Annotated in this window: 21 protein-coding genes; 8 read left to right on the forward strand and 13 right to left on the reverse strand. The window is 46.4% G+C overall.

The window, feature by feature from the left end; translation table 11 throughout:
- Positions 1-68: 68 nt before the first annotated feature.
- A complete protein-coding gene (gene ntcA, locus QUB68_RS13205; protein ID WP_293130533.1) occupies positions 69-734 on the reverse strand; it encodes a global nitrogen regulator NtcA in 666 nt (221 codons plus the stop codon).
- 329 nt (positions 735-1,063) lie between these two features.
- Here ntcA and fabI point away from each other — a divergent pair, with 329 nt between their 5' ends.
- Together fabI and hisB are read left to right on the forward strand one after the other, a co-directional pair.
- A complete protein-coding gene (gene fabI, locus QUB68_RS13210; protein WP_332992975.1) occupies positions 1,064-1,840 on the forward strand; it encodes an enoyl-ACP reductase FabI in 777 nt (258 codons plus the stop codon).
- 145 nt (positions 1,841-1,985) lie between these two features.
- Entirely contained in the window at positions 1,986-2,627 is a 642-nt protein-coding gene (hisB, locus tag QUB68_RS13215; RefSeq protein WP_442923084.1) for an imidazoleglycerol-phosphate dehydratase HisB, read from the forward strand.
- 152 nt (positions 2,628-2,779) lie between these two features.
- Here hisB and QUB68_RS13220 read toward each other — a convergent pair whose 3' ends face one another.
- The 3 genes from QUB68_RS13220 to QUB68_RS13230 form a co-directional block, all read right to left on the reverse strand.
- The gene (locus tag QUB68_RS13220; RefSeq protein WP_332992979.1) at positions 2,780-3,613 is read right to left on the reverse strand and encodes a PmeII family type II restriction endonuclease; all 834 of its coding nucleotides are present in this window, start codon (positions 3,611-3,613) and stop codon (positions 2,780-2,782) included.
- 321 nt (positions 3,614-3,934) lie between these two features.
- Positions 3,935-4,774 (reverse strand): TdeIII family type II restriction endonuclease, encoded by an 840-nt coding sequence (locus QUB68_RS13225; protein ID WP_332992980.1) that lies wholly within the window; start codon positions 4,772-4,774, stop codon positions 3,935-3,937.
- A gap of 210 nt (positions 4,775-4,984) precedes the next feature.
- Positions 4,985-8,194 (reverse strand): glycoside hydrolase family 15 protein, encoded by a 3,210-nt coding sequence (locus QUB68_RS13230; RefSeq protein ID WP_332992982.1) that lies wholly within the window; start codon positions 8,192-8,194, stop codon positions 4,985-4,987.
- A gap of 111 nt (positions 8,195-8,305) precedes the next feature.
- Between QUB68_RS13230 and QUB68_RS13235 the strand changes: the two genes are divergently transcribed.
- The gene (locus tag QUB68_RS13235; protein WP_332992984.1) at positions 8,306-8,443 is read left to right on the forward strand and encodes a hypothetical protein; all 138 of its coding nucleotides are present in this window, start codon (positions 8,306-8,308) and stop codon (positions 8,441-8,443) included.
- A 228-nt stretch (positions 8,444-8,671) separates the two neighbouring features.
- Positions 8,672-9,403 carry a WecB/TagA/CpsF family glycosyltransferase gene (locus QUB68_RS13240; protein ID WP_332992986.1) on the forward strand — a complete coding sequence of 244 codons (732 nt, stop codon included), beginning with the start codon at positions 8,672-8,674 and terminating at the stop codon, positions 9,401-9,403.
- A gap of 205 nt (positions 9,404-9,608) precedes the next feature.
- Here the strand turns inward: QUB68_RS13240 and QUB68_RS13245 are convergent, their stop codons facing one another.
- From QUB68_RS13245 to QUB68_RS13255, 3 genes are all read right to left on the reverse strand, one after another.
- The gene (locus QUB68_RS13245; protein WP_332992989.1) at positions 9,609-11,936 is read right to left on the reverse strand and encodes a S8 family serine peptidase; all 2,328 of its coding nucleotides are present in this window, start codon (positions 11,934-11,936) and stop codon (positions 9,609-9,611) included.
- Between the two features lie 141 nt (positions 11,937-12,077).
- The gene (locus QUB68_RS13250; RefSeq protein WP_332992992.1) at positions 12,078-12,476 is read right to left on the reverse strand and encodes a helix-turn-helix domain-containing protein; all 399 of its coding nucleotides are present in this window, start codon (positions 12,474-12,476) and stop codon (positions 12,078-12,080) included.
- Positions 12,477-12,633: 157 nt separating this feature from the next.
- Complete coding sequence (locus QUB68_RS13255; RefSeq protein ID WP_332992994.1) at positions 12,634-12,954, reverse strand: type II toxin-antitoxin system HigB family toxin; 321 nt, start codon at positions 12,952-12,954, stop codon at positions 12,634-12,636.
- Positions 12,955-13,173: 219 nt separating this feature from the next.
- Here QUB68_RS13255 and QUB68_RS13260 point away from each other — a divergent pair, with 219 nt between their 5' ends.
- From QUB68_RS13260 to grxD, 3 genes are all read left to right on the forward strand, one after another.
- Positions 13,174-13,797, forward strand: a complete 624-nt coding sequence (locus QUB68_RS13260; RefSeq protein ID WP_332992996.1) for a hypothetical protein — start codon at positions 13,174-13,176, stop codon at positions 13,795-13,797.
- Positions 13,798-13,839: 42 nt separating this feature from the next.
- The gene (locus tag QUB68_RS13265) at positions 13,840-14,100 is read left to right on the forward strand and encodes a BolA family protein (RefSeq protein ID WP_265233080.1); all 261 of its coding nucleotides are present in this window, start codon (positions 13,840-13,842) and stop codon (positions 14,098-14,100) included.
- 186 nt (positions 14,101-14,286) lie between these two features.
- Positions 14,287-14,607 (forward strand): Grx4 family monothiol glutaredoxin, encoded by a 321-nt coding sequence (gene grxD, locus QUB68_RS13270; protein WP_332992997.1) that lies wholly within the window; start codon positions 14,287-14,289, stop codon positions 14,605-14,607.
- A 335-nt stretch (positions 14,608-14,942) separates the two neighbouring features.
- Here grxD and QUB68_RS13275 read toward each other — a convergent pair whose 3' ends face one another.
- Positions 14,943-15,197 (reverse strand): DUF6761 family protein, encoded by a 255-nt coding sequence (locus tag QUB68_RS13275; RefSeq protein WP_265233078.1) that lies wholly within the window; start codon positions 15,195-15,197, stop codon positions 14,943-14,945.
- Positions 15,198-15,795: 598 nt separating this feature from the next.
- Between QUB68_RS13275 and QUB68_RS13280 the strand changes: the two genes are divergently transcribed.
- Complete coding sequence (locus QUB68_RS13280) at positions 15,796-16,530, forward strand: response regulator transcription factor (protein ID WP_332992999.1); 735 nt, start codon at positions 15,796-15,798, stop codon at positions 16,528-16,530.
- 26 nt (positions 16,531-16,556) lie between these two features.
- Here QUB68_RS13280 and QUB68_RS13285 read toward each other — a convergent pair whose 3' ends face one another.
- The 5 genes from QUB68_RS13285 to QUB68_RS13305 all read right to left on the reverse strand — a co-directional run bounded on the left by QUB68_RS13285 (position 16,557) and on the right by QUB68_RS13305 (position 20,471).
- Positions 16,557-16,907: a 4a-hydroxytetrahydrobiopterin dehydratase gene (locus tag QUB68_RS13285; RefSeq protein WP_332993001.1), complete on the reverse strand. Its 351-nt coding sequence runs from the start codon at positions 16,905-16,907 to the stop codon at positions 16,557-16,559.
- Between the two features lie 55 nt (positions 16,908-16,962).
- Entirely contained in the window at positions 16,963-17,391 is a 429-nt protein-coding gene (locus QUB68_RS13290) for a hypothetical protein (RefSeq protein ID WP_332993003.1), read from the reverse strand.
- Between the two features lie 147 nt (positions 17,392-17,538).
- A complete protein-coding gene (locus tag QUB68_RS13295) occupies positions 17,539-18,423 on the reverse strand; it encodes a Uma2 family endonuclease (RefSeq protein ID WP_332993005.1) in 885 nt (294 codons plus the stop codon).
- Between the two features lie 163 nt (positions 18,424-18,586).
- Positions 18,587-18,907, reverse strand: coding sequence for a nucleotidyltransferase domain-containing protein (locus QUB68_RS13300; protein ID WP_332993007.1), 321 nt, complete (start codon positions 18,905-18,907; stop codon positions 18,587-18,589).
- Between the two features lie 196 nt (positions 18,908-19,103).
- The gene (locus tag QUB68_RS13305; RefSeq protein WP_332993009.1) at positions 19,104-20,471 is read right to left on the reverse strand and encodes an aldehyde dehydrogenase; all 1,368 of its coding nucleotides are present in this window, start codon (positions 20,469-20,471) and stop codon (positions 19,104-19,106) included.
- Positions 20,472-20,494 lie beyond the last annotated feature (23 nt).

The following is a 20,494-nucleotide window of genomic DNA, read 5'->3' on the forward strand; positions in this document are numbered from 1 at the left end:
AGATTTTGGGTTGTGGATTTTGGATTGAATCTAGAATCCAAAATCCAAAATCCCATACTTTCTCGGCATCAAGTGAATTGCTGGCTTAAGGCCACCGGGTTGTGGACTGTGATCTTTTTCTTGTGAATCGAGATCATGGTTTCTTGTCTCAGATCCCCCAGCAAACGAGTCACCGTTACCCGCGTCGAGCCGATCGCCTCGGCGATCGCCTGATGGGACAGCTTCAAATCAATCGTAATCCCTTCCGTACCTGGCACGCCAAAATCCCGGCACAGAATCAGCAAAAAGCTGACGAGTCTCGAACCCATATCTCGGTGCGCGAGCGTTTCGATCATCATCTCGGTTTGCAAAATCCGAGACGACAGTCCCCGCAGCATCACCATCGACAGTTCCGGGTCTTCCTTGAGCGCTTTCTCGACTTGTTCGATCGGCAGCGAGATCAATTCCACCGGCGTAAAGGCTACCGCGTGGTAAAACCTGTCCGATCGGTGTCCCGTAATCAGAGACAGCACCCCAAATACGCTGTTTTCGCGCAGCAGGGCGACTGTAATTTCTTCCCCTGCTTCGTACACCCTGGAGAGCTTCACAGCACCTTTAATGAGAACGTAGACGCGCTCAGCCGGGTCTCCAGGGAAAAAAATTGTCTTGCCCCGTTCAAAGTTTTCCACAATGGGTGGAAACGCCCCGCCGCTGATTTGGCGGAACACGGCTGCTAGCGGTCTATCATGTGTCACGACGAGATCCTTTGTACTAACCAATAGTTTGTAACTTCTCGATTAAGCTTATTGAGTAAATATACTGCCCAACCTCCAATGTCCAGGGATTCTGTTACTTCCATCTAATGTTAAGGTAAACACACGCTGTATGATTAAATCTAGCCCTTCTCTTAACTTTTGCAATTGTGCCCCATCTAGCTCCACAGCAAAATTAATATCAATTGTGTCTCAATTGTGTCTCAATTGTGTCTGAATCAGTTAAATCTGAATCAGTTGTGTCTAAACTGGCGGGGTTGTCGCATACAGCCAACGAGAACGGTGCAAGTTGCTTCTAGAAAGAAATACAGATGATAGATTTGACCGGAAAAAATGCTCTTGTTACGGGCATTGCCAACAATCGCTCGATCGCCTGGGGCATCGCTCAGCAGCTCCACAAAGCTGGGGCTAATCTCGGCATAACTTATTTGAAGGACGAGAAAGGCAAGCACGAGCGCAAAGTCGCTGAACTCGTGGAACCGCTCAATCCCAGTCTGTATTTGCCCTGCAATGTCCAAGACGAGAGCGAAATCGAGTCTACTTTTAAAACCATCGCCGACAAATGGGGCAAGTTAGATGTCCTAGTTCACTGTCTGGCCTTTGCCGGCAAGGACGAACTTTCGGGAGATTTCACCAACACCTCGCGCCAAGGTTTCTCCAACGCTTTGGATATTAGCGCTTACTCGCTGATCCGGCTTTGTGCTGCGGCTAAACCGCTGATGGCTGAGGGCGGTAGTATTATCACGCTGACTTATTTGGGCGGCGTGCGGGTAATTCCTAATTACAATGTGATGGGCATTGCTAAGGCAGCTTTGGAAATGAATGTTCGCTATCTGGCGGCGGAACTCGGCCCGTTAAATATTCGGGTAAATGCGATTTCTTCGGGTCCGATTCGGACTCTGGCTTCGTCAGCAGTTGGCGGCATTCTGGACATGATCCACCACGTTGAGGAAGTGGCCCCGCTGCGGCGGACGGTGACTCAGCAGGAAGTGGGAAATGCTGCGGCTTTTCTGTGCAGCAATCTCTCTAGCGGGATTACGGGTCAAGTTTTGTATGTCGATGCCGGTTACGAAATCATGGGAATGTAGCAGTTGACAGTTGACAGTTGACAGTTGACAGTTGACAGCAAGATTTGCAAACAGTCAACTGTCAATAACTGTCCGTTGTCCGCTACAAAAGTGTTAATCCCAAATTACTAATTATCAATAACTAATGAATGACCAATTGCGAATTATGGAAATAATCGATCGCCCTCCAGTACCTCCTGCAAGTTCGGTTAACACAGTCGCTAGGGCGGCTTTGGTGAAACGCACGACACTGGAAACGGATGTCACTGTCAGCCTGAATCTCGACGGTGTGGGAACTTGCAAAGCGTCTACGGGGATTCCGTTTTTAGACCATATGTTGCATCAAATTGCTTCTCACGGATTGATCGATTTGGACGTGCAGGCGATCGGCGATTTGGCGATTGATGACCACCACACGAACGAGGATGTGGGCATTACGTTAGGCCAAACCCTAGCAAAAGCTGTCGGAGATCGATCGGGCATTTCTCGCTTCGGACACTTCATCGCCCCACTGGATGAAGCATTAATTGAAGTAGTGCTAGATTTTTCGGGACGGCCTCACTTAAGTTACAACTTGGAAATTCCCACCCAACGAATCGGCACTTACGACACCGAGTTAGTGAGAGAGTTTTTTTCGGCGGTAGTGAACCACACTCAGATGACACTGCACGTTAGACAGTTGCAGGGCGGGAATTCTCATCACATTGTGGAAGCTGCGTTTAAGGCATTTGCGCGGGCTCTGCGGATGGCGGTGGCGATCGATCCTCGGCGCGCCAGTCGGATTCCGAGTTCTAAAGGGGTTTTGTAGTTTAGGGGTAGTAACTGCGTCCCAAAAAACAATCAAACTCTTGTGGGGTGGGCTTCTAGCCCGCCCCTAATATGCAATGTTTATTGGCAGAACAGCTTACCACTGAGGCGCTACTACGAATTATCCTCTGATGCAAATCAAAACCGCTGGATCTAAAATATATCTGCTATATAGTTAAAAACACCTTGACTTCCCTCGCCATACTTGCCGATAAATTCATCAATTAGTCGATCGCTACATCTTTCGATCGCATCAGCAATAGAACTTTGTGCTAAAACTTGACTAGCAGATTGACGCAAAACCTCAAACAAATTGACAGTGAAATCAGTATCTTCACTGACAAAATCCCACAGTTCTCGACCGATTAAAGTGCTCATTTCCGAATTGGGCAGAAGTTGCTTCAGCAGACCAAAAGTTACAGTCTTATTAGTTCTCTTGCCGTAAGCTATACCAATATAAGCGCGATCGCCAGCATTAATTTTTTCCTGAATTTTGTCAGCCCAATATACTATCTGGTCTTTATCCATATCATTCGGGCCGCTTTTGACCTGTATCCAACAGCGATCGCCATCACTGGTAGTTTTGATAGCGTCCCATCCTGACTTACCGGGTGGACTTTCTGCACTTTCAGAACAAGATATCAATAGTTTTTCAATAAAAAACCCCATTGAAGTAACAATAGACCTAGTGGCAGCCATATAAACATTAAGTCTGACAACTTCTGCTGGAGTGTCGAGATTTAACGCCCTAATTAAAAATGGGTTGGGATGAATTTTTTCTAAAGTCAGATTGTCAACCATAGCTAGCTGTCGCCTTGTAAAGTCCCGACAGATACTAGCTAGAAAATTTTCAGCTATAGTAAGTTGCAACGAAAGCTTACCTGAAGATGTAAATGCTAAAATGCGTTCAATCTCATCGGGAGTGAATTTAAGAGCTATTTTGCCAGAAATACTGCTGATACCGTTTCTAAGTGTTTCTGCTGTCAAACTCAGGAATTATTCTAAATCCGCAAAGTGACCGGCGAAAGATTGAGACTTTATGGCAGGCACTTCTACTTCGTTTTCTAAGGCAAATGTTAATAATTCATGAAGTTGATCTGACACTTTTATTTATCCTAAAGTTAAATTAAAATTTTGGTTATGGGAAGAGGGAAAGTTGCTCAATTATTTTTCGTCCTTGTACTCGATCGCCTTTAATGATCTGGTAAAAATATTCACCGATCGCCCTTCCAAATAATACAGGAACCGCATTCGTAATCTGCTTTTAGCCTCAAAACTAGGTATTGCTGGCCTGAAAATTGTACTCTACTAAAATCCAAAAGCAAGAGCATCAAGCATATACTTACTCTTCTCCCGTCCAACTTCTTGATATATATCCAAAAGTTCTTCATAGGCAGTCTCTCCTCCTATGATCTTCCAAAACTCCTGTCCCATAATTATAGCTTGATCAAAAGGCGTGTACTTCCTTGCCACTGACCATTTATAATCAGAACGATTTGGGCCATAAGGATTGTAAGCCATAGCATAATAAGATTGAGAATCGGGGCGAGACTCTCCGCATAGTAAATGAAATCTCAAAAGCCGTTGAATCACCTCCAAGCATTGTCCTTTATTCGGTTTCGATCCTTTAATTTCAAAGAAAAACTTGCTCCCGTCACGGGCAAGCACGTACAAATCTGCTTTGACCGATCGCCTAACTAAATGATTGTTTTTTTGAGCATCAAGAACAGCTTCGATCATTTCGTCAAAACTAGGTTTATTGGCATTCTTGTCTGCTGATTGCTCAAATAGCGCTATCTGACGCTCAATTTCATTAATAGCTTCGATGCTAACTTCGCCAGTAATTTCATAGCTTCTGTGTGCTTCTCGGTGATGTTCCAAGGCAATGAGTTTTGCACATTCTTCATAGGTGGTACCCAAGCCGCTGCTAAAACCTCTTTCAAATTCGTTAATTCGCAGCAACTCTGACGGCATAATAGCAGCCTGAAACGGTTTCAATTGACCTTTGGAGGACTTGCATGATAAATATGCTGCTGGAATATCAAGTTTTGGTATTAGCCTTCCTCTGTATTCATTGACAAGATTTTCGATAAAAACTTCCAAGTATGCTTTGATAATTGCCCGTGTAATTGAACTAATAGCTGACATTATTTTACTGAAAATATTCAGTTGACTGATTTGTGAATGATAATTTTTTTTAATGAACCGCAGAGGGCGCAGAGGGCGCAGAGGAAGAAAAGAGAGAGAATATAAGCTGTTGTGCGTTTAAATTTTATGTCAATAATTAATCAAATTATTGTGGGGTGGGCTTTGAGCATCACCCCGAATATACAATTCAAAGGCACAACACCTTACCGTCTATCCAAACTTCGTCAAGAATCGGAAAGCCTGGAGCACGTGACTCGCACAAACGTAAGGCGAAGTATTGTAAAAACCTTGCCAAGCCGCCGCCTTATCTTCATCGTATTTATCCGCTCTTTCCGGGTGTTTTCCCTGCCAATTCAGCCGCACCGCGTGACCGACCAATACATCTAAAACAATGTATTCTTCTACTTTCAATTCTGGGTTGCGCTGGGCAATTGCGGCCAACTCCATCAGCGCCTCAATATTGACTTGTCGGTACTCGGGCGCGACAATTTTATTCAGCAAATGCTCGATTTGCAGCGCGAAATTCTTTTCACCCGGGGTCATTTCCGATAAAATAACATCGCTGTCCAACCGATTGCGTCGCTCTAATTTGTCCCCAATAATCAAGCCTTTGCAGTGTCCCAAAAGTCCCCAGACATTCGGATAAAAATCCTTCGGTACGCGGTTGACTGCACCTTCCATTTGCCGCTTGCGACGCCATCCCCCCGCGGGCATTTTTGGTTCCTCAAACACTGGCGCGACTACCCATTCAATATCTTTTTCCTGCTGTTTGACGCGCAGGGATTCTTGCTCTTTGAGGATTTGATTCATTTCCTCGTATTCTGTCAACACTTGGCGCAGGCGATTTTTGATTTCAAAGGGACTTAGCTGCATTAACTGTTCGTAAGCTTCATTTTGCGTAACTCCCAATTCGCGGGCTAATTCGCTAGTTAACAGCAGAATAAAATAGCTAACTCTCAGCGTCAGCAGACCTTTAAATAACTGCGGTTCTGCTTTAATTAGCAAGCCTAGGTAGATGAGAATTTCTTGAGTGAGAACTCGATCGCGAACGTCTTCTCCGCAGAATTGGCGAATTTTGTCCATCACTTCCATGTATGAACCCGGTCGCGAAATCACCGAATCTTCGCTGTAAGCTTTCCCCACAGCAATCTGTTTTTGCCGCACCAAAATGTCTGTTACCGAATCCGACAAGCTGATATCAACCTTGTCCAGCAAACCTGCGGCATGGCGGATGACTGCCCATTGGATTTTTGATTGCGAACTTTCTCCGGTTTTTGTATAAACTTCGTTGAGCAAATCCACAACTTTAACTGTTGCTTCTGCACCTCCAAACCCTGTATCAAAATTCAACCCTTTGAGGCGAACTAGCGTGTGCAGCAACTCTATTTGTTCGTACAAGTTCTCGGATTCCCGCAGGCTGGCGAGCAGTAATTGAGTATTAGTTTCGCACTCTAATTTGAATTCTTGCGTGTGACCCAAAGCCCCAGTTTTTTCAGGATTGTAATTCAGATAGCTGCGGGTTTCTACTGCACCTGTCACCGGAGATTCGGTGAATTCAAAATGGTGCATGAAATCAATTCTCTCGGTGCCAGCGGTCAGCATTAACTGGTTGAGATTCCCGAGTTTAACAGGCGTATTTTCCGAGTGTCCGTCGCGGAGTTCCTTCATTAATTCCAGCAGCGCTTCGCGGCCAGTCTCCAGCATCGCATGAGTTAACATCAGCGTTACCGTGGGGCGTCCCAACTGATACCAGTGGCGGTGAATGTGAGCTATTTCGCTCTGGATTTTAGCTACTAGGAAATGGTAGTCTAGAGTTAGGTAAAACTCTTGTCTGTCCAAAAAAGATGGCAGAAATACGATCGCCTCTCCGCGAATTTTGAACACCCGGGAAGTTGTCAGACTCCGCAGCCGGCGCACGGGGCGGCCAGTTAAGCCTAGTGGATCGTTGCGTCCAATCTCCGCGTAAATAGCGGATAATTCCTTAGGCTGACGGACTTGAATTGGTGCTACTTGCTTGGCAGTTTGGGCAGCAATGCCGTTAGCAGCCAATTCTGCTTGCAAATCTTCGTCTTCTGCTAACAGGGCAATTTGCACTAAGGGTGCTCTGTGCCCGCCGACTGACAAATGCCTTCCCAGCGGGTCAATATCGCCAACTGCGATTAATCCTTCGTTCAGCAATTGACCGAGAAAATACAAACTTTGCGCCCAAACTAGGGGAATATTTTCATTGGGTAAGCGCTGCTGGCTGCGGGGATTTAACTTTTCTGCTTCTATATTTTCGGCGGGGACGTAGTACAATTCGGGTAGTAATGGCAAACCAGAGCGATCGACTGCTAGAGATGCCAAACGCTGCTGGTACTCTTCGACTTGGGCTTGATTTCCCTCAAATATGCCGTCCAAGAGTAGATAAGTGAAAAATAGCGGCCACTCGCATTCTATATGCTCGAACTGCTTTAATTCTGTGGGTTCGTAGTGTAGGCGATCGGCATCTTCCAAAACTGTTTGGTGTCCATCCCGCAAAAACCGCTTGCAGCCGTACTGTCCCTGCAATTTGTCAATAATCTTATTTCGAGTCCGTTCTATTAATTCTCGGTCTTCAACAGCAAAAGCGGGAAAACTAATGATGCTCAATAAAGCCGCATCTACTTCTTTGGAACTAGATTCGCGAGGCAAAAGCGATTCCAAAGTTACGCGGCTTCTGGCAATTTCATCCGGCAAAACGTGAATTACCGATGCTTGAGAACCGTTAACTCCGAACAAATCCAATCCATTCATTGCTTCCAGCGCTGCTTTTGCCATGCCAACGGAACTGGCATTCAATTCGGCATTGCCGCGATTAATTTTATGACCTCTTTCCCAAATTCCGTAATCTGGCGTCCGGTAGGCTCTACCGATGTAGTAAACTAAATTTTGTACGAAGTTGACTTCATCAATTGTAAAAATTATGTGCAGTCCAGAAGCCGTCATTTGAGCAAGAATTAACAAGAATATAGATGTAGCATCTAACTGCAAGTGTCCCCACTCGTCATCGCCGACAACAATACTGCCAGTTTGAGTATTGTATTTAGCGTGCAAGGCATCTAGCGGCAACTGAGTATTTTTAAAGCTTTCTACTTTGCTTGATTGCTGCATCATCGCAAACATCAAGCCGCGCATCAGTTTAACTGTGCTGTGTTCGAGTTCAAATGTTCTGCCGCGATCGCCGTCAATTTTGCGGTAAGCTAAACCCAAACCCCAAACTGCGAGAATGCTGTACACGTTATCGCGCACCCAGGCATCGGTGTAGTCGCCGTGAGCAGTAACAGCCGTACTCGCCGGCAGCAAACCGGTAATTGGGTTCTGGCGCTTGAGGATGACGTTTTTGATTTGCTGGTAGTAATAATCTAACTTGGTTTGCCGCTGGGTTGTTGCGATCGCCATTTCGTTTTCCTTAGTTTTCCTGATGCGAGCAGAATTGCGGTGAATAGACTTTTAAATATATCAGATATTAGATCGTTTCTCAAGTTCTGCAAACAAAACAAGGTAATTGCCATGTCTAGCCGCAACAACAATAACAACAGCGTTCCTTTCGTAAAAATTGTCTACTCTACAGTGAAGATTAATGGTAAAATCGAGCTAGTACCGATGGAATGGTACGCTGACGGCTCTGTCAAGAAAATTGAACGCTAATGGGCGATTCACGCTCGGGATAGCTTCGCTCGCGCGTACTTTAGACCAACACTCTGATAGACTAGCGCGTTGCGTACCAAAAATCCGGTTTCTGGGCCACAGAATGATGACTTAACAGACTATTGGTGGCAGAAACCGGGTTTTTGGCGTCCGGGACTGGCCTAGCATCGATCGCCAAACTAAGCTAATTTAAACAACTAGGTGTGTAGGAATCTCAAAAAAAGAAATATGGATCGATCGCGCCCGCAATTTTCAGTGCTGGGACTACCAGTTCACATATTAGACGATTATGCAGGTTGGCTGATAGAGCGCCTGCATCAAGGGTTAGGAAGTCACGTTGTGACGCTGAATGCTGAAATGGCAATGCAAGCCGAGAAAAATCAGGCTTTAGCCGATGTAATTCGCTGTGCGGAGCTCGTGATACCCGACGGTTCGGGAGTAGTGCTGTACTTGCGGATGCGCGGCAAACCGGCGCAGCGGTATCCGGGGATTGAATTAGCAGAATCGCTGCTGCAACAGGCTGGAAAATTGCCGGATTCGGAACCGATATTTTTCTTTGGAGGTTCCCCCGGAGTGACGGCGGCGGCTGCTGAAACTTGGCAGCAAAAAGTTAACGGATTGTCGATTTCTGCTCAACACGGCTATCTTTCTGCCGAGGAAGAAAAAGACTTCCGTGACAGCCTCAAAAAAATGCAGCCAAAACTAATTTTTGTGGGCTTGGGAGTGCCTCGCCAAGAGTTTTGGATTGCCAAGAACCGACACCTTTGCCCTCAGTCTATTTGGGTGGGAGTAGGCGGCAGTTTCGATATTTGGGCGGGAACAAAAGACCGCGCGCCGGCTTGGTTTTGTGACAATCATTTAGAATGGTTGTATCGGCTTTATCAAGAACCTTGGCGCTGGCGTAGAATGTTGGCTTTGCCACAGTTTGCATTGAGGGCTTTGGGGGATTTTCGAGGTTAGCGGCGCGGGTTTACGGATTCTATCGCTGATATTATAGATGGTTAGTAAACCCGCTCCTACAATAATTTTGGTTAATTTATTAGACTTGAATTGCAAAAGTTCTTTTAATCAAATTTTCGGACGGGCTAGAAGCCCATCCCACAAGAAAAAAATGTGGGATGGGCTTCTAGCCCGTCCGAATTATTTTGGGAATCTTGTCTATTGGCTAGACAATGTAAGTAGAATCGATCGCCTTTGCGCGATTAATTGCCACCAACGTCTGGTAAATCAAAGCCGAAATCTCAGCGCGGGTAATGTCCCGCTGCGGTGAAAGCCGATCGCGCGCCGGATAGTTTACCACAATCTTCAAAGCAGTTGCTGTTGCTACGGCACTCAAAGCAAAATTAGGAATTTGCGATCGATCGCTGTAAACTTTTAAAACATCAGGATTGCCGCCCTTAAGTTCCAAACCGTTAACCAAAGATACGATCGCCTCAGTCTTAGTCAAATTCTGATTCGGGCCAAACTTCAAGCCCGGAAACCCCGACAAAAACCCCGCCCGATTCGCCCGTTCGATCGCACTTCTCGCCCAAAAACTCGCAGAAACATCAATAAAATTGGTCGCCGGCGCCTTCGGAATCGGACTAAATGCACTCACCAACAGCGCCGCATATTGAGCGCGATTTAAACTGTTGTCAGGCGCGAAAGAACCGTCAGGAAAACCGCTAATTATATTCGCCGCAGCCAAAGCTTCAATAAACTTTTCTGCCCAATGTCCAGAAATATCGCTGAACACCGCACCGCCGATATTCGGATTGCCGCCGCCCTTTCTCACCGCAGCTTGCACAGCTTTCAAAGCATTCACTTTTCCGTAACCAAACCAATCGCTGCGGCGGCTGTTTGGATCGTAATTTCCCAGGCGATTCTCTAACTGCGGATCGGGCTCGGAATCGACAATTTTGTCGGCAGTTTGTTCGAGAATTCCCCGCACTTCCCGCGCCGTCAAACGCGGGTTAGCCGACAGCACCAAAGCTGCCACTCCAGCGACTACTGGAGTGGCGCTAGAAGTGCCGCCAAAGGTATTTGTGTAGTCCCCCGAGTCGTAGCCGGGAGCCCCGACGCGATCGGCAGTAAACACCCCCAAACCGGGCAAATACTGCGCCACCTCCGGCCCAGTCGCAATAAATCCGGTTTCTGGCAACCAAGTTCCCGGCGGTGCGTTGTTGCTGGGGGCGCACACCGAGATGCTAGTGCCCCAATTGCTGTAAGCTGCTTTTTTGTTTAGAGAAGTGGAAGCGGCAACGGCAATTACATCCGGGTGAACCGCAAATCCTGCCAGCCAATTAGTTCGATCGGCCAAAAGGTTGTTGGGCCAGCCTTTCTCGTCAACAGCGCCGTTAACTGGGCGGTTGGCATTGCCCGCAGCGAACAGAATCACGCAGCCTCTGCCGCCCCGCCCTTGGGTTGCTGCTTTGGTGATGACGGCACTTTGTCGCAGGGAAAGCGGATAGTAAACTGCCCCAGGCCCCCAACTGCAAGAAATGACGGCGGCCCCTTTTTCCACTGCCCAATTAAATATTTTTTCGACAGACTCGTCATCAAGAAAACCGCTAGTACGGATGGGCATCAGGGCGCATCCGGGGGCAACTCCGACAATGCCTTTGCCGTTTTCTTCAGCCGCGGCGACACCGGCGCAACTTGTCCCGTGGTTGTCCGATTCAGCAACTGGCATCGGCGAAGTGTCGCCGTCTTTGAAATCGACGGGTGAGACGATTTTGCCTTGGCCTTGAAAATCGGGGTGTGTCAAGTCAACTGAATCGTCGGCGATCGCAATTACGATCGATCGCACGCCGCGAGTAATATCCCAAGCTGGTTCTGCATAAATCTGAGCACCACCGACAAGTTCGTTGCCACCTTTGTTATTGAGATACCACTGTTTGGGATAAAGCGGATCGCGGGGTGTATAATGCTGCTGAGTTTCTAGTATAATGTTGGGTTCCGCGATCAGAACTTCTGGATATCTTGTCAGGCGGTTGGCAATTTTAATCGGGTTTTCTGCTGCTTGTTTGCTGACGAAGCAGATAAAGGTGTTGGGAATTCCTTCGACTGGCCGGACTATGGTTAAATTTGCTGCATTGGCGATCGACTTTCGCGATTGTTCGTCTACTTGTTCCCCAAATTGAATAGTAATTTGGTCGGTTAAATAAAAGAATGTACTCGGATTGTTCGCGGGACAATAAACATGGCTAGCAAAAGCTACAGCATCGCTGGCGCGGGCTGCTTGCATTGCCGCATCTAAGTTTTCGGGCGCAACCAAATATTCTTCGAGATTACTTTGTCCGACGCGACGGTTAAGTTTTGCCTGATTTGTTGCAGCCCAATTGTTTGAGGCTGATGCTGTCGTTGAGGGGCGGACTGTAAAGCGGTTAGGAACTTTTGACAGCAGCAATTCATCGCCGCCGCGCTGCAAAATCACTGCCAGACTTGCTTCAGGAACTCCGATACCTTGATAAGTTTGGAGAGTGTCGGAGGTGGGTTTGCTTGATTGTACCATCAGAAATATTCCTGTTTCATTTTGATGCAGAATAACGGGCGGTTTCAACCGCCCGATCTCTTCAACCCGCGGAGGCGGGTTTTGTGCGTGTAGACGCGGTTTCAACCGCCGTCTTATCTTATCTCTGTCTTATCTCTTCTCTCAAATAAACACGCTAGGATTAATGTTAAAGAATTCTCCCAGCGCCTTAGCTTGGGCTTTGCTAATCGCCCGTTTCCCATTAACCACCTCAGATACTACTCCTTTGGAACCAATCACGCCTACTAAATCGGCTTGTTTGAGTTCGCGAACTTCGATGAAATGCAATAGAACATCCCGGGGAGTTACTTCTGGATCTGGGTAATATTTTGATTCGTATTCTTCGATCAACAGCCCCCAGAGACTCAGTAAAGTTTCTTCTTCTACTGTTAATTCTTCCTTAGACATCAGAAAATCTACTTCTGCGAGGGCAAGATCGTAATCTTCTTCGTTCAGGATTGGCTTAGGCTGAGATTTCGCCAGCAGTTGACCGTAAGCTATTTTTTCAATTGTGATGTTCATTGCTCATTCCTTTGCTTGCTTACTTAGACATGGTTCTCAAGTAGAAGGTGGGTGTTTGTTTCTCGGTATCATGATTTTGACGTTTGGAGTAAATGTTTTGGATTTATTGAATACATCAGGAAATCTGTAATAATTTCCTGATGTATTGAGTGGGATATTAACCTATTTTTTGTTTTACTTCATCTTCATCATTCCACTTGATTTTCTCATATTCGGCATGGGTTAGAAATTTTTTGAAATAGATAATTTTGGTTGTATAATTGATTTTTACGATTAATCTATACTGATTGCCTTTAATATTAAATATGGTATATCCACAGACTTGATCGACCGATTTGGAATACCCCTGTCGAATCTCTTCTAGTGATTCCCAATTGTTGTCTTTGATAGCCTTGCGCCAGACTGCGATCGCAGCCTTGGCATCGTCGGGGTAGGATTCGATCGCACTCTCCAGATTTTTCTTGGAAATTAGTCTCATTCGAGTACCGTTACCGTTTTTTAAACGACACTTCTATGTTCTCATACCGAGAACTGCCTGTCAAGTCTATACTCTAATTTTTCCAAAACAGGCTTTTGCCCGATCGCGCCCTTTGACATTTGCACAAAATTGGTTTACACTTAGCCGGTTGCGATCGCCAATGGTAAGATCGGCTCAAGCTAAATATTTTTTTAAAGCGCCGAGGCGCAAAGTAATTTCATGGTATACTCTGGAACTGTTTGCTGGCTTCGCTTCACTGCCCGGATGACGATCGGGGCGATCGCAGTTTTGACTCTGTTGCAACCGCTCCAAGCCCAAGCACAACAACCTTCTCGACCAGATAGCCAACCGCAAGTCGATCCCGCCGACGACCCCACAGACCCCAACAATCTCCGCCCTGTGACGCAAGACAGCAGCGTGCTGAGCATTGTCGGAGGCCAGCGTTTGATGACAGAAGCCAGCGGTGCTATTTCCAATCAAAATTACACACTTGCCGCTCAAAAGCTCCAAGAATCCCGCCAAATTTTTAATCAACTCTCCAATTTCTACCAGCAACTGGGCAGCAGTTTTGCCGGAATTGACATCCGCTTGGCCGACAGCAACCGCACCAAAGCTGTGGAAACAGCTCAAATGCGCGATGAAGCTACCTACCGGCTGGCGTTGGTACACCGGGCTCAAAATAAGCCGGAACTGGCTGTCCCCCTACTGATTCAGATTATTCGATCGCAGCAGCCAACTCGCGACTTGGGTAAAAAAGCTTACCAGCAGTTACTGGAATTGGGTTTTGTGGATGCGCCCTATCCCCGGCCTGCTGCAACTCAACCGCGATCGTCTAACAAGTAGTTCCACTAAAATTTAAATTACAGCCGTCTATCACAGAAACTAATGGTCACACCGTCTCAAGTTGCAGAAATGATTCAGACTGGATTGCCAGACGCTAAGCTAAAAATTGACGATTTGAACGGTGGCGGCGACCACTATCAAGTGAGAGTAGTCTCTGCTGCCTTTGAAGGCAAAAGCCGAGTACAGCAGCACCAACTGGTTTACGGCGCTCTCAAACAGGCAATGGCTAGTGAAGCTATCCACGCTTTGGCCTTGGAAACCTTAACTCCAGCAGAATGGGCAGCGAAAAGTCCAGTTGCTTAATTGTTCGCTGGCAATGCCAGAATCACAAGTTTGTGCTTGTGTCAATAGTTGCTTGAGAAACAAGGGGAAAGCAAAGAAACTGGGTTTTTCGCCGGAATCTATGACTGTAACGAGAGATATTCGCGAAAAACCCGGTTTCTGCGTCAGTCAACGTTTAAAATTTTTCAAACATTATTAGGAGCTACCATGACTACAGCACATGAAAGAATCGACGAATTGGTTAAGCAAAACAAAATCATGGTGTTTATGAAGGGCAATAAGTTAATGCCCCAGTGCGGTTTTTCTAATACTGTGGTGCAAATTCTGAATACTTTGGGAGTCCCTTACCAAACTGTTGATGTTTTGGCAGACCAGGAAATTCGTCAAGGCGTTAAAGAGTATTCCAATTGGCCGACAATTCCCCAAGTTTATGTCAATGGCGAGTTTCTTGGCGGCTCGGATATTCTGATCGAGATGTATCAAAAGGGCGAATTGCAAGAAGTTGTAGAAGTCGCTTTGGCTTCCTAAATAAAAGTCAAGGGAAAGGAGAAAGAAAGTTTTGAGTTCTGAGTTTGAAATTGTGAGTTAAAGACTTAAATAATTCTTAGTTCGGAACTCAAAACGTTTCCAAACTTCTAATTTTAACAACAGTAGGGCGGACACAGCCCCGCCCTACTCAATGTCTATTTTGCAGCTACAGCTTGCAAGTTCCTGACTCTGCTATCAAAACCGGATTGTCTGACCCCTTCAATCATTCTGGTAATAAGTGTTGGTATCAGAAAAGGCAATTACCAATTACCAATTACCAATTACCAATTACCAATTACCCAATAATCAGCGGGTCGATCAAACCTAATTTGGCATTAATAGTAGTCTGCTTCAGTTTGTGTCTGTGTCTGTGGCATTTCAAAATTCGATGGGTCGTGAATGTAACGCGCTGCTTCTTCCTCTAATCTGTGAATCAGATAAGGCTCCAGGCCATTACAATGTCGCAGGGCTGCTAGGTAGCCGTCTAAGTAAAGCCGCAGGTCATCGAAGCGATAACCTCGATGCCACATTTCGACGAGGGCGTCGGTGAGTTTTTGGTAATGCCGGATTGTTTGGGTGTCTTGTAGCATGGTGTGAGTTTGAAATCCTTTGTGGTGTGTATAATGACGGCGGGATTTAGGAATGGCCTAGATTGATGCTGAGCAAACTCAGAAGAGAGGCGATTGCTAAATAAAAGTTTTTACCCTGCTCAACAGGCTACCCTCCAGAAAAAATTTCACTCCCTGCAATGCAGTGGCTCGACTCTTTCGCGCGCACCTAGATAATTCGCCGTGCGTTTAATTGAGTCGGGATGTTGCTGAATTTTACGATCGAACTGAGTGAGTCTTCCGGCTACCGAGCGAACGGTTGGAGGAATTCTAGTTTCAGTTGTGCAATTTGTCAACCTCCTGGGACTGGGGGCTGGGTCGGGGGGTTCTGTTTTGGCGGGCGGTTGGGTCATAGGGTCGATCGGCTTTACACAGTCTTATTTTCATTGTAATATCACCGCCAGAATGATTTAACCTTTCTGCGGACTAACGATCGCAATTTGACCAAATCTTTAAAATTAGTACCCTCAGTTTGTTGGCGGCTTTAAATAGAGCTCATGCTTGAGTAGCGATGGTTACAAAACCTTGACAAAAGCTCTGTTAACCTGGTAGCCATTAGTGATAAGGGAAGCTCGCCGTTGTGGGATCTGCAAGTATTTCAATTGTTGAAGGGAATCCGCACCTGCGATCGCTTTTGGGCTGGCATTTACAGCAAGTCGGTCACTGGGTGCACCAGTCAGCGGATATCAGTCACGCTAGGGAAATATTTTTCAGCCGCCAGCCAACCCTAGTCATTCTGGATGCCCAATTGCCGGATGGGGACGGTTTAGAATTTTGCCGCTGGCTCGGGCAGCAGCAGCAATCGCTGATTTTGATGCTGTCGGCGCGGAATTCGGAAGCGGATATTGTCGAAGGTTTGAAGTCGGGCGCCGACGATTACCTGACTAAACCCTTTGGGATGCAAGAATTTATGGCCAGGGTGGAGGCTCTGATGCGCCGCAACCGCACGATGATACCGCCGGCGACGCTGGAGTGCGGGCTGCTGAAAATTGATTTGGTGCAGCGCCGAGTCAGATTGTACGAGGCACACATCGAGCTGACTCCTCAGGAATTCAGCCTGCTGTACGTGCTGGCTCAAGCTGGAGGAGTGCCGCTGTCGCGATCGGATTTGCTGCGTCGCGCCTGGCCCGATGCAATTGACAACCCGCGCACGATCGACACTCACGTACTCTCTCTGCGTAAAAAAATCGAAATTGACCCGCGACAGCCGAGCCTGATTCAAACTGTGCGGAATGTCGGCTACCGGCTAAACCTCGAATTGTTGAATAATGCCAATCAACCGCATTCACAGGTGCCTGGAGCTGTGCTTTCTTAGACTGTTATCAGCCGATAAGTCTGATTTTAGGTTGGGAATTGATGCGCGATCGCATCTGTTTTCGCCGCCATAATAAAATCATTGCGGTGCAGTCCAGAAATCGCGTGAGTCCACCAAGTAACGGTAACTTTTCCCCACTCGGTTAACAGTGCGGGGTGATGCCCTTCAGTTTCTGCTGCTTCGCCGACGCTGTTAGTAAAGGCGATCGCACTTTGGAAATCCGGGAATTTGTAGGTGCGTTCTAACTGAGGAATGCCATTTTTTTCAATCAAATTCCAGTCGGGAATTTGAGGCTTAAGTTGGACAATTTCGTAAGCTGTGACGCGGGGAGAGTTTGGGAGGCAGGCGGCACAACGTTCTTTTGTTAAAGGTTCCATAAATTGCTATTTGGCGAGAAGATGCTAAAAGATAGTATGACACTTGTGATGTGACTTATTTTGGACAGGGCATCTGTCCGTTAGGAGTTACGAAGACATTGTGATTGAAGTCGTTAATAAAACAGATCAGCAATCCCTGTCGGTGAACTTTGCGTCTCTCATTCCACTGCACCAGCTCAGTATTGGCGGTTGTCCGATATGGACTATCGTCAATTGATTCTAGTACACTTTGCCCTGGAGCGATCGCTGCATTTACGCCCACTGAGATTTTTTGAATTTCTCCAGTTCGCTTGCCAAGTTCGTTGACTTTGTGGTTCCGCAGGAGAAAGCTTTTGACATAAATGGGCTGATTTGAAGTATTTGTGAGGCGCAAAGTTCCCATTTTTACAGTTTCTACTCGCAGCACGTAGCTGGGTGGAACGTAACTTGCATTCATCGCAGAGACGATCGCTGGAACGGCAAGAAGTGATAAAAGTTTTTTCACTTGAGATACTCAAATGCGATTTTGATAAATCATTTTACTACGGCGATATTTTTGTTGTCAAGTGAAATTAGCGATCGCCCGTTTTTACTTATAGTTAATTAAAGAGCGATCGCACGTACTTTATCTCTTTTCCCGCCCAATTCAGCATTAACCGTTCAGGAATCGATCGGGATCGATGCCAGATTCCCGCAGTCTTTGCATCAAAGATGCTAAGCGAGCTTCGGCAGTCTCTGCACGCTGTTGTTCCTGATCCGCGCGCTCTCCCTCTTGTTGTGCAAGCTCTTGCGCTTGCTCGGCTCGCTCTTCGGGAGTAGGAATCCAATTGCCCTCACTATCGTACCAGCGTAACCACAGTCGATCGACTCCCAGATAATCTCCTTGCCACAAACCCAAGCCTAAATCAATCTCAGGCATCCACAGACGCGAGTCAGACAGTTCTAATTCTTCATAGCGAGCTCCATCCAATTTAAAAGCTCTCAATCGATTAGTGTAACGGCTGAAAACAACATAATAAGGAATCCGCAAAACTTGCTCGTAAACCTCCCATTTTCTGAGCGGTTTTTCCAAGTTATGTTCGCGGTTGATGTTACCGTTACCTGCGATTAGTTCAGGCGCAGACGGTAGATTTTCTCCATCATTTGCTCCCAAATCTTCCTTTTCTGTTCCCGGCGAGAGCAATTCTACAATCACAAAAGGATTAACACCCTCTTGCCAAACAACATAACTCAGCCGCATATCGACTTCATCGTACAATCGGGAAACTCCAACAACTCCAAACCAATCCGGGCGCTTGTACCAAAGCGGGTGACGCGAGTCGTAGTAAAGATTCATGTCGCTCCCGGTAAATATTTGGGAAGCCGAATATCTGGAAGGGCGGAAGGTATAGCTGAGCAACTGCGGCTGCAAGCCGTGGAATTCGTCGGGCAAACCAGGTTCCTCCGCATTTTCGCTAGGTAGATCATACATCGTGGGGAGTGTTTCTTTGGGCGATCGGGGCGGTTCTGTTTGAGGCACGGGATATTTAGGAAACATAAGAAGTTGGGGTAATAACTAACATTATTTTAACTCAATCAACCTTAAGCAGGTGGCTGATTTCCAAGCATCTGATTTCGTTAATTTCAAAAGGTTTGTAGTGCGGACTTTAGTCTTCACTACAAACCTTTTGCTTTTGTTAAAAGAGCAATTTGTTCTGGTATCAAATCGGTACTCCTTCTCTGCGAACATTTAGAAAGAAAGGACTTTTTTCTTGCTGAAAACCTGCTGCGGAGGCGAAAGCCCGGGAAATTACTACAGTACGATCTAAGCACAAAGCGGCAACAAATTCACTGGTGCGAGCGATTTCTTTGCCAGCACTAACAGGCTCGTTCAAAACAACCAAAATATCAATATCAGAATCTGGTTTCGCGTCTCCTCTAGCTTGGGAACCGTAGAGAATTAACTGCACAAGTCTGTCCCCATACAAATCATTAAAGTAGTGGCGTATTTCTGCTAAAACCTCCGGCAAATTCTCGTTCATAGGGCAATAACTCAACCGATAATATTGGGAAACGGGCGGGTTTATTTGGCTAAGCTAATCAGCTTTTAATTGCATCTAAAAAAAATCAACTATTGTGGGGTGGGGTTCTAGCCCGCCCCTATACAATTTAAATGCACAAAAGCCGCTCTCGCTTATATTGTAAACGTTAGTAAAGCCGCCCTACAAGTGCGATCGCTCAACCGATAATTTTCTTAATCAAATCCAACTTACCTAAATATGGAGCATAGCGCCATTTTAAGTCAAATAAGAATGACTTTTGCAGCACGCTTTTTTGATGAGAAAAAGTATCAAAACTGGCTTTACCGTGATAGCTGCCAATACCGCTGTCGCCAACTCCTCCAAAAGGTAAAGTTGTGACTCCGACTTGCATAACCGTGTCGTTTATGCAAACTCCGCCGGAAGAAGTTTCACGCAAAACTCGCTCTTGTTTCTCCTGATCTTTCGAGAACAAATACAAAGCTAGGGGTTTGGGGCGGGCGTTGATTTGGGCGATCGCATCTCCGAGCTCTTCATATTCCAAAACTGGCAAAATCGGGCCAAAAATCTCATCCTGCATCACCGGCGAATCCCAGGAAACGTTGTCGATTACCGTCGGCGCAATATATTTGTCTTCGGCGTTAGTTTGGCCACCCACGACAATTTCACCATCTTTGATAAACTCGGCCAAACGTCCTAAATGATGCTGATTGATAATTCGGGAATAGTCGGGACTTTTCTGTGGATCGTCGCCATAAAATTCGTGAATTGATGCTTTCATTGCTTGCATCAAAGCTGGTTTAACTTTTTTATCAACTAACAGGTAGTCGGGGGCGATACAAGTTTGACCAGCATTAATAAACTTCCCCCATGCAATGCGTCTAGCAGTGTATTCAACTTGAATATCTGAGTCTACAATGCAAGGACTTTTGCCTCCCAATTCTAATGTTACAGGTGTGAGGTGTTTGGCGGCGGCTTCCATGACTATTTTACCGATTTTTGTGCCTCCGGTAAAGAAGATGTGGTCGAATTTTTCGGCTAATAATTGTTGGCTGGTTTCGACTCCTCCTTCGATGGCGCAGATGTAGGCGGGATCGAAGGTTTTCGCAATCATGTCGGTGACAACTTCCGAGGTGTGCGAGGCAATTTCCGAGGGTTTGAGGATGGCGCAGTTGCCGGCGGCGATCGCCCCGACCAAAGGTGATATCATGAGCTGAAACGGGTAATTCCAAGGCCCGATGATTAAAACGACGCCCAAAGGTTCGGGGTAAATGCGGGCTGATGCGGGGAATTGATCGATCGATGTCGGCACTTTTTTCGGCTTTGCCCACGATTTAACGTTTTTGATGGCATAATTAACTTCTGCGATCGCAGCAATTTCAAAATAAGCCTCATACTCCGGCCTGTTCAAATCAGCCTTGACAGCATCGACAATCCGTGATTGATTGGAGACGATCGCACTTTTGAGATGCTTGAGTTGTTCGATGCGGAAATCCACATCTTTAGTTTTCCCAGTAGCAAAAAATTGTCGCTGCTGGCGGATAATATCGCTAACACTGAATACCATATTTTGTCCTCTATCTATCTACA

Origin of the sequence: Microcoleus sp. A006_D1 (genome assembly GCF_036702805.1) — a bacterium.
GTDB lineage: Bacteria > Cyanobacteriota > Cyanobacteriia > Cyanobacteriales > Microcoleaceae > Microcoleus.

Bases quoted from the DNA above. Each gene is read 5' to 3' on its own strand.
- fabI (WP_332992975.1), top strand. From the start codon at position 1,064: ATGATAGATTTGACCGGAAAAAATGCTCTTGTTACGGGCATTGCCAAC.
- hisB (WP_442923084.1), top strand. From the start codon at position 1,986: ATGGAAATAATCGATCGCCCTCCAGTACCTCCTGCAAGTTCGGTTAAC.
- QUB68_RS13225 (WP_332992980.1), bottom strand. From the start codon at position 4,774: ATGTCAGCTATTAGTTCAATTACACGGGCAATTATCAAAGCATACTTG.
- QUB68_RS13230 (WP_332992982.1), bottom strand. From the start codon at position 8,194: ATGGCGATCGCAACAACCCAGCGGCAAACCAAGTTAGATTATTACTAC.
- QUB68_RS13235 (WP_332992984.1), top strand. From the start codon at position 8,306: ATGTCTAGCCGCAACAACAATAACAACAGCGTTCCTTTCGTAAAAATT.
- QUB68_RS13240 (WP_332992986.1), top strand. From the start codon at position 8,672: ATGGATCGATCGCGCCCGCAATTTTCAGTGCTGGGACTACCAGTTCAC.
- QUB68_RS13245 (WP_332992989.1), bottom strand. From the start codon at position 11,936: ATGGTACAATCAAGCAAACCCACCTCCGACACTCTCCAAACTTATCAA.
- QUB68_RS13250 (WP_332992992.1), bottom strand. From the start codon at position 12,476: ATGAACATCACAATTGAAAAAATAGCTTACGGTCAACTGCTGGCGAAA.
- QUB68_RS13255 (WP_332992994.1), bottom strand. From the start codon at position 12,954: ATGAGACTAATTTCCAAGAAAAATCTGGAGAGTGCGATCGAATCCTAC.
- QUB68_RS13260 (WP_332992996.1), top strand. From the start codon at position 13,174: ATGGTATACTCTGGAACTGTTTGCTGGCTTCGCTTCACTGCCCGGATG.
- QUB68_RS13265 (WP_265233080.1), top strand. From the start codon at position 13,840: ATGGTCACACCGTCTCAAGTTGCAGAAATGATTCAGACTGGATTGCCA.
- grxD (WP_332992997.1), top strand. From the start codon at position 14,287: ATGACTACAGCACATGAAAGAATCGACGAATTGGTTAAGCAAAACAAA.
- QUB68_RS13275 (WP_265233078.1), bottom strand. From the start codon at position 15,197: ATGCTACAAGACACCCAAACAATCCGGCATTACCAAAAACTCACCGAC.
- QUB68_RS13285 (WP_332993001.1), bottom strand. From the start codon at position 16,907: ATGGAACCTTTAACAAAAGAACGTTGTGCCGCCTGCCTCCCAAACTCT.
- QUB68_RS13295 (WP_332993005.1), bottom strand. From the start codon at position 18,423: ATGTTTCCTAAATATCCCGTGCCTCAAACAGAACCGCCCCGATCGCCC.
- QUB68_RS13300 (WP_332993007.1), bottom strand. From the start codon at position 18,907: ATGAACGAGAATTTGCCGGAGGTTTTAGCAGAAATACGCCACTACTTT.
- QUB68_RS13305 (WP_332993009.1), bottom strand. From the start codon at position 20,471: ATGGTATTCAGTGTTAGCGATATTATCCGCCAGCAGCGACAATTTTTT.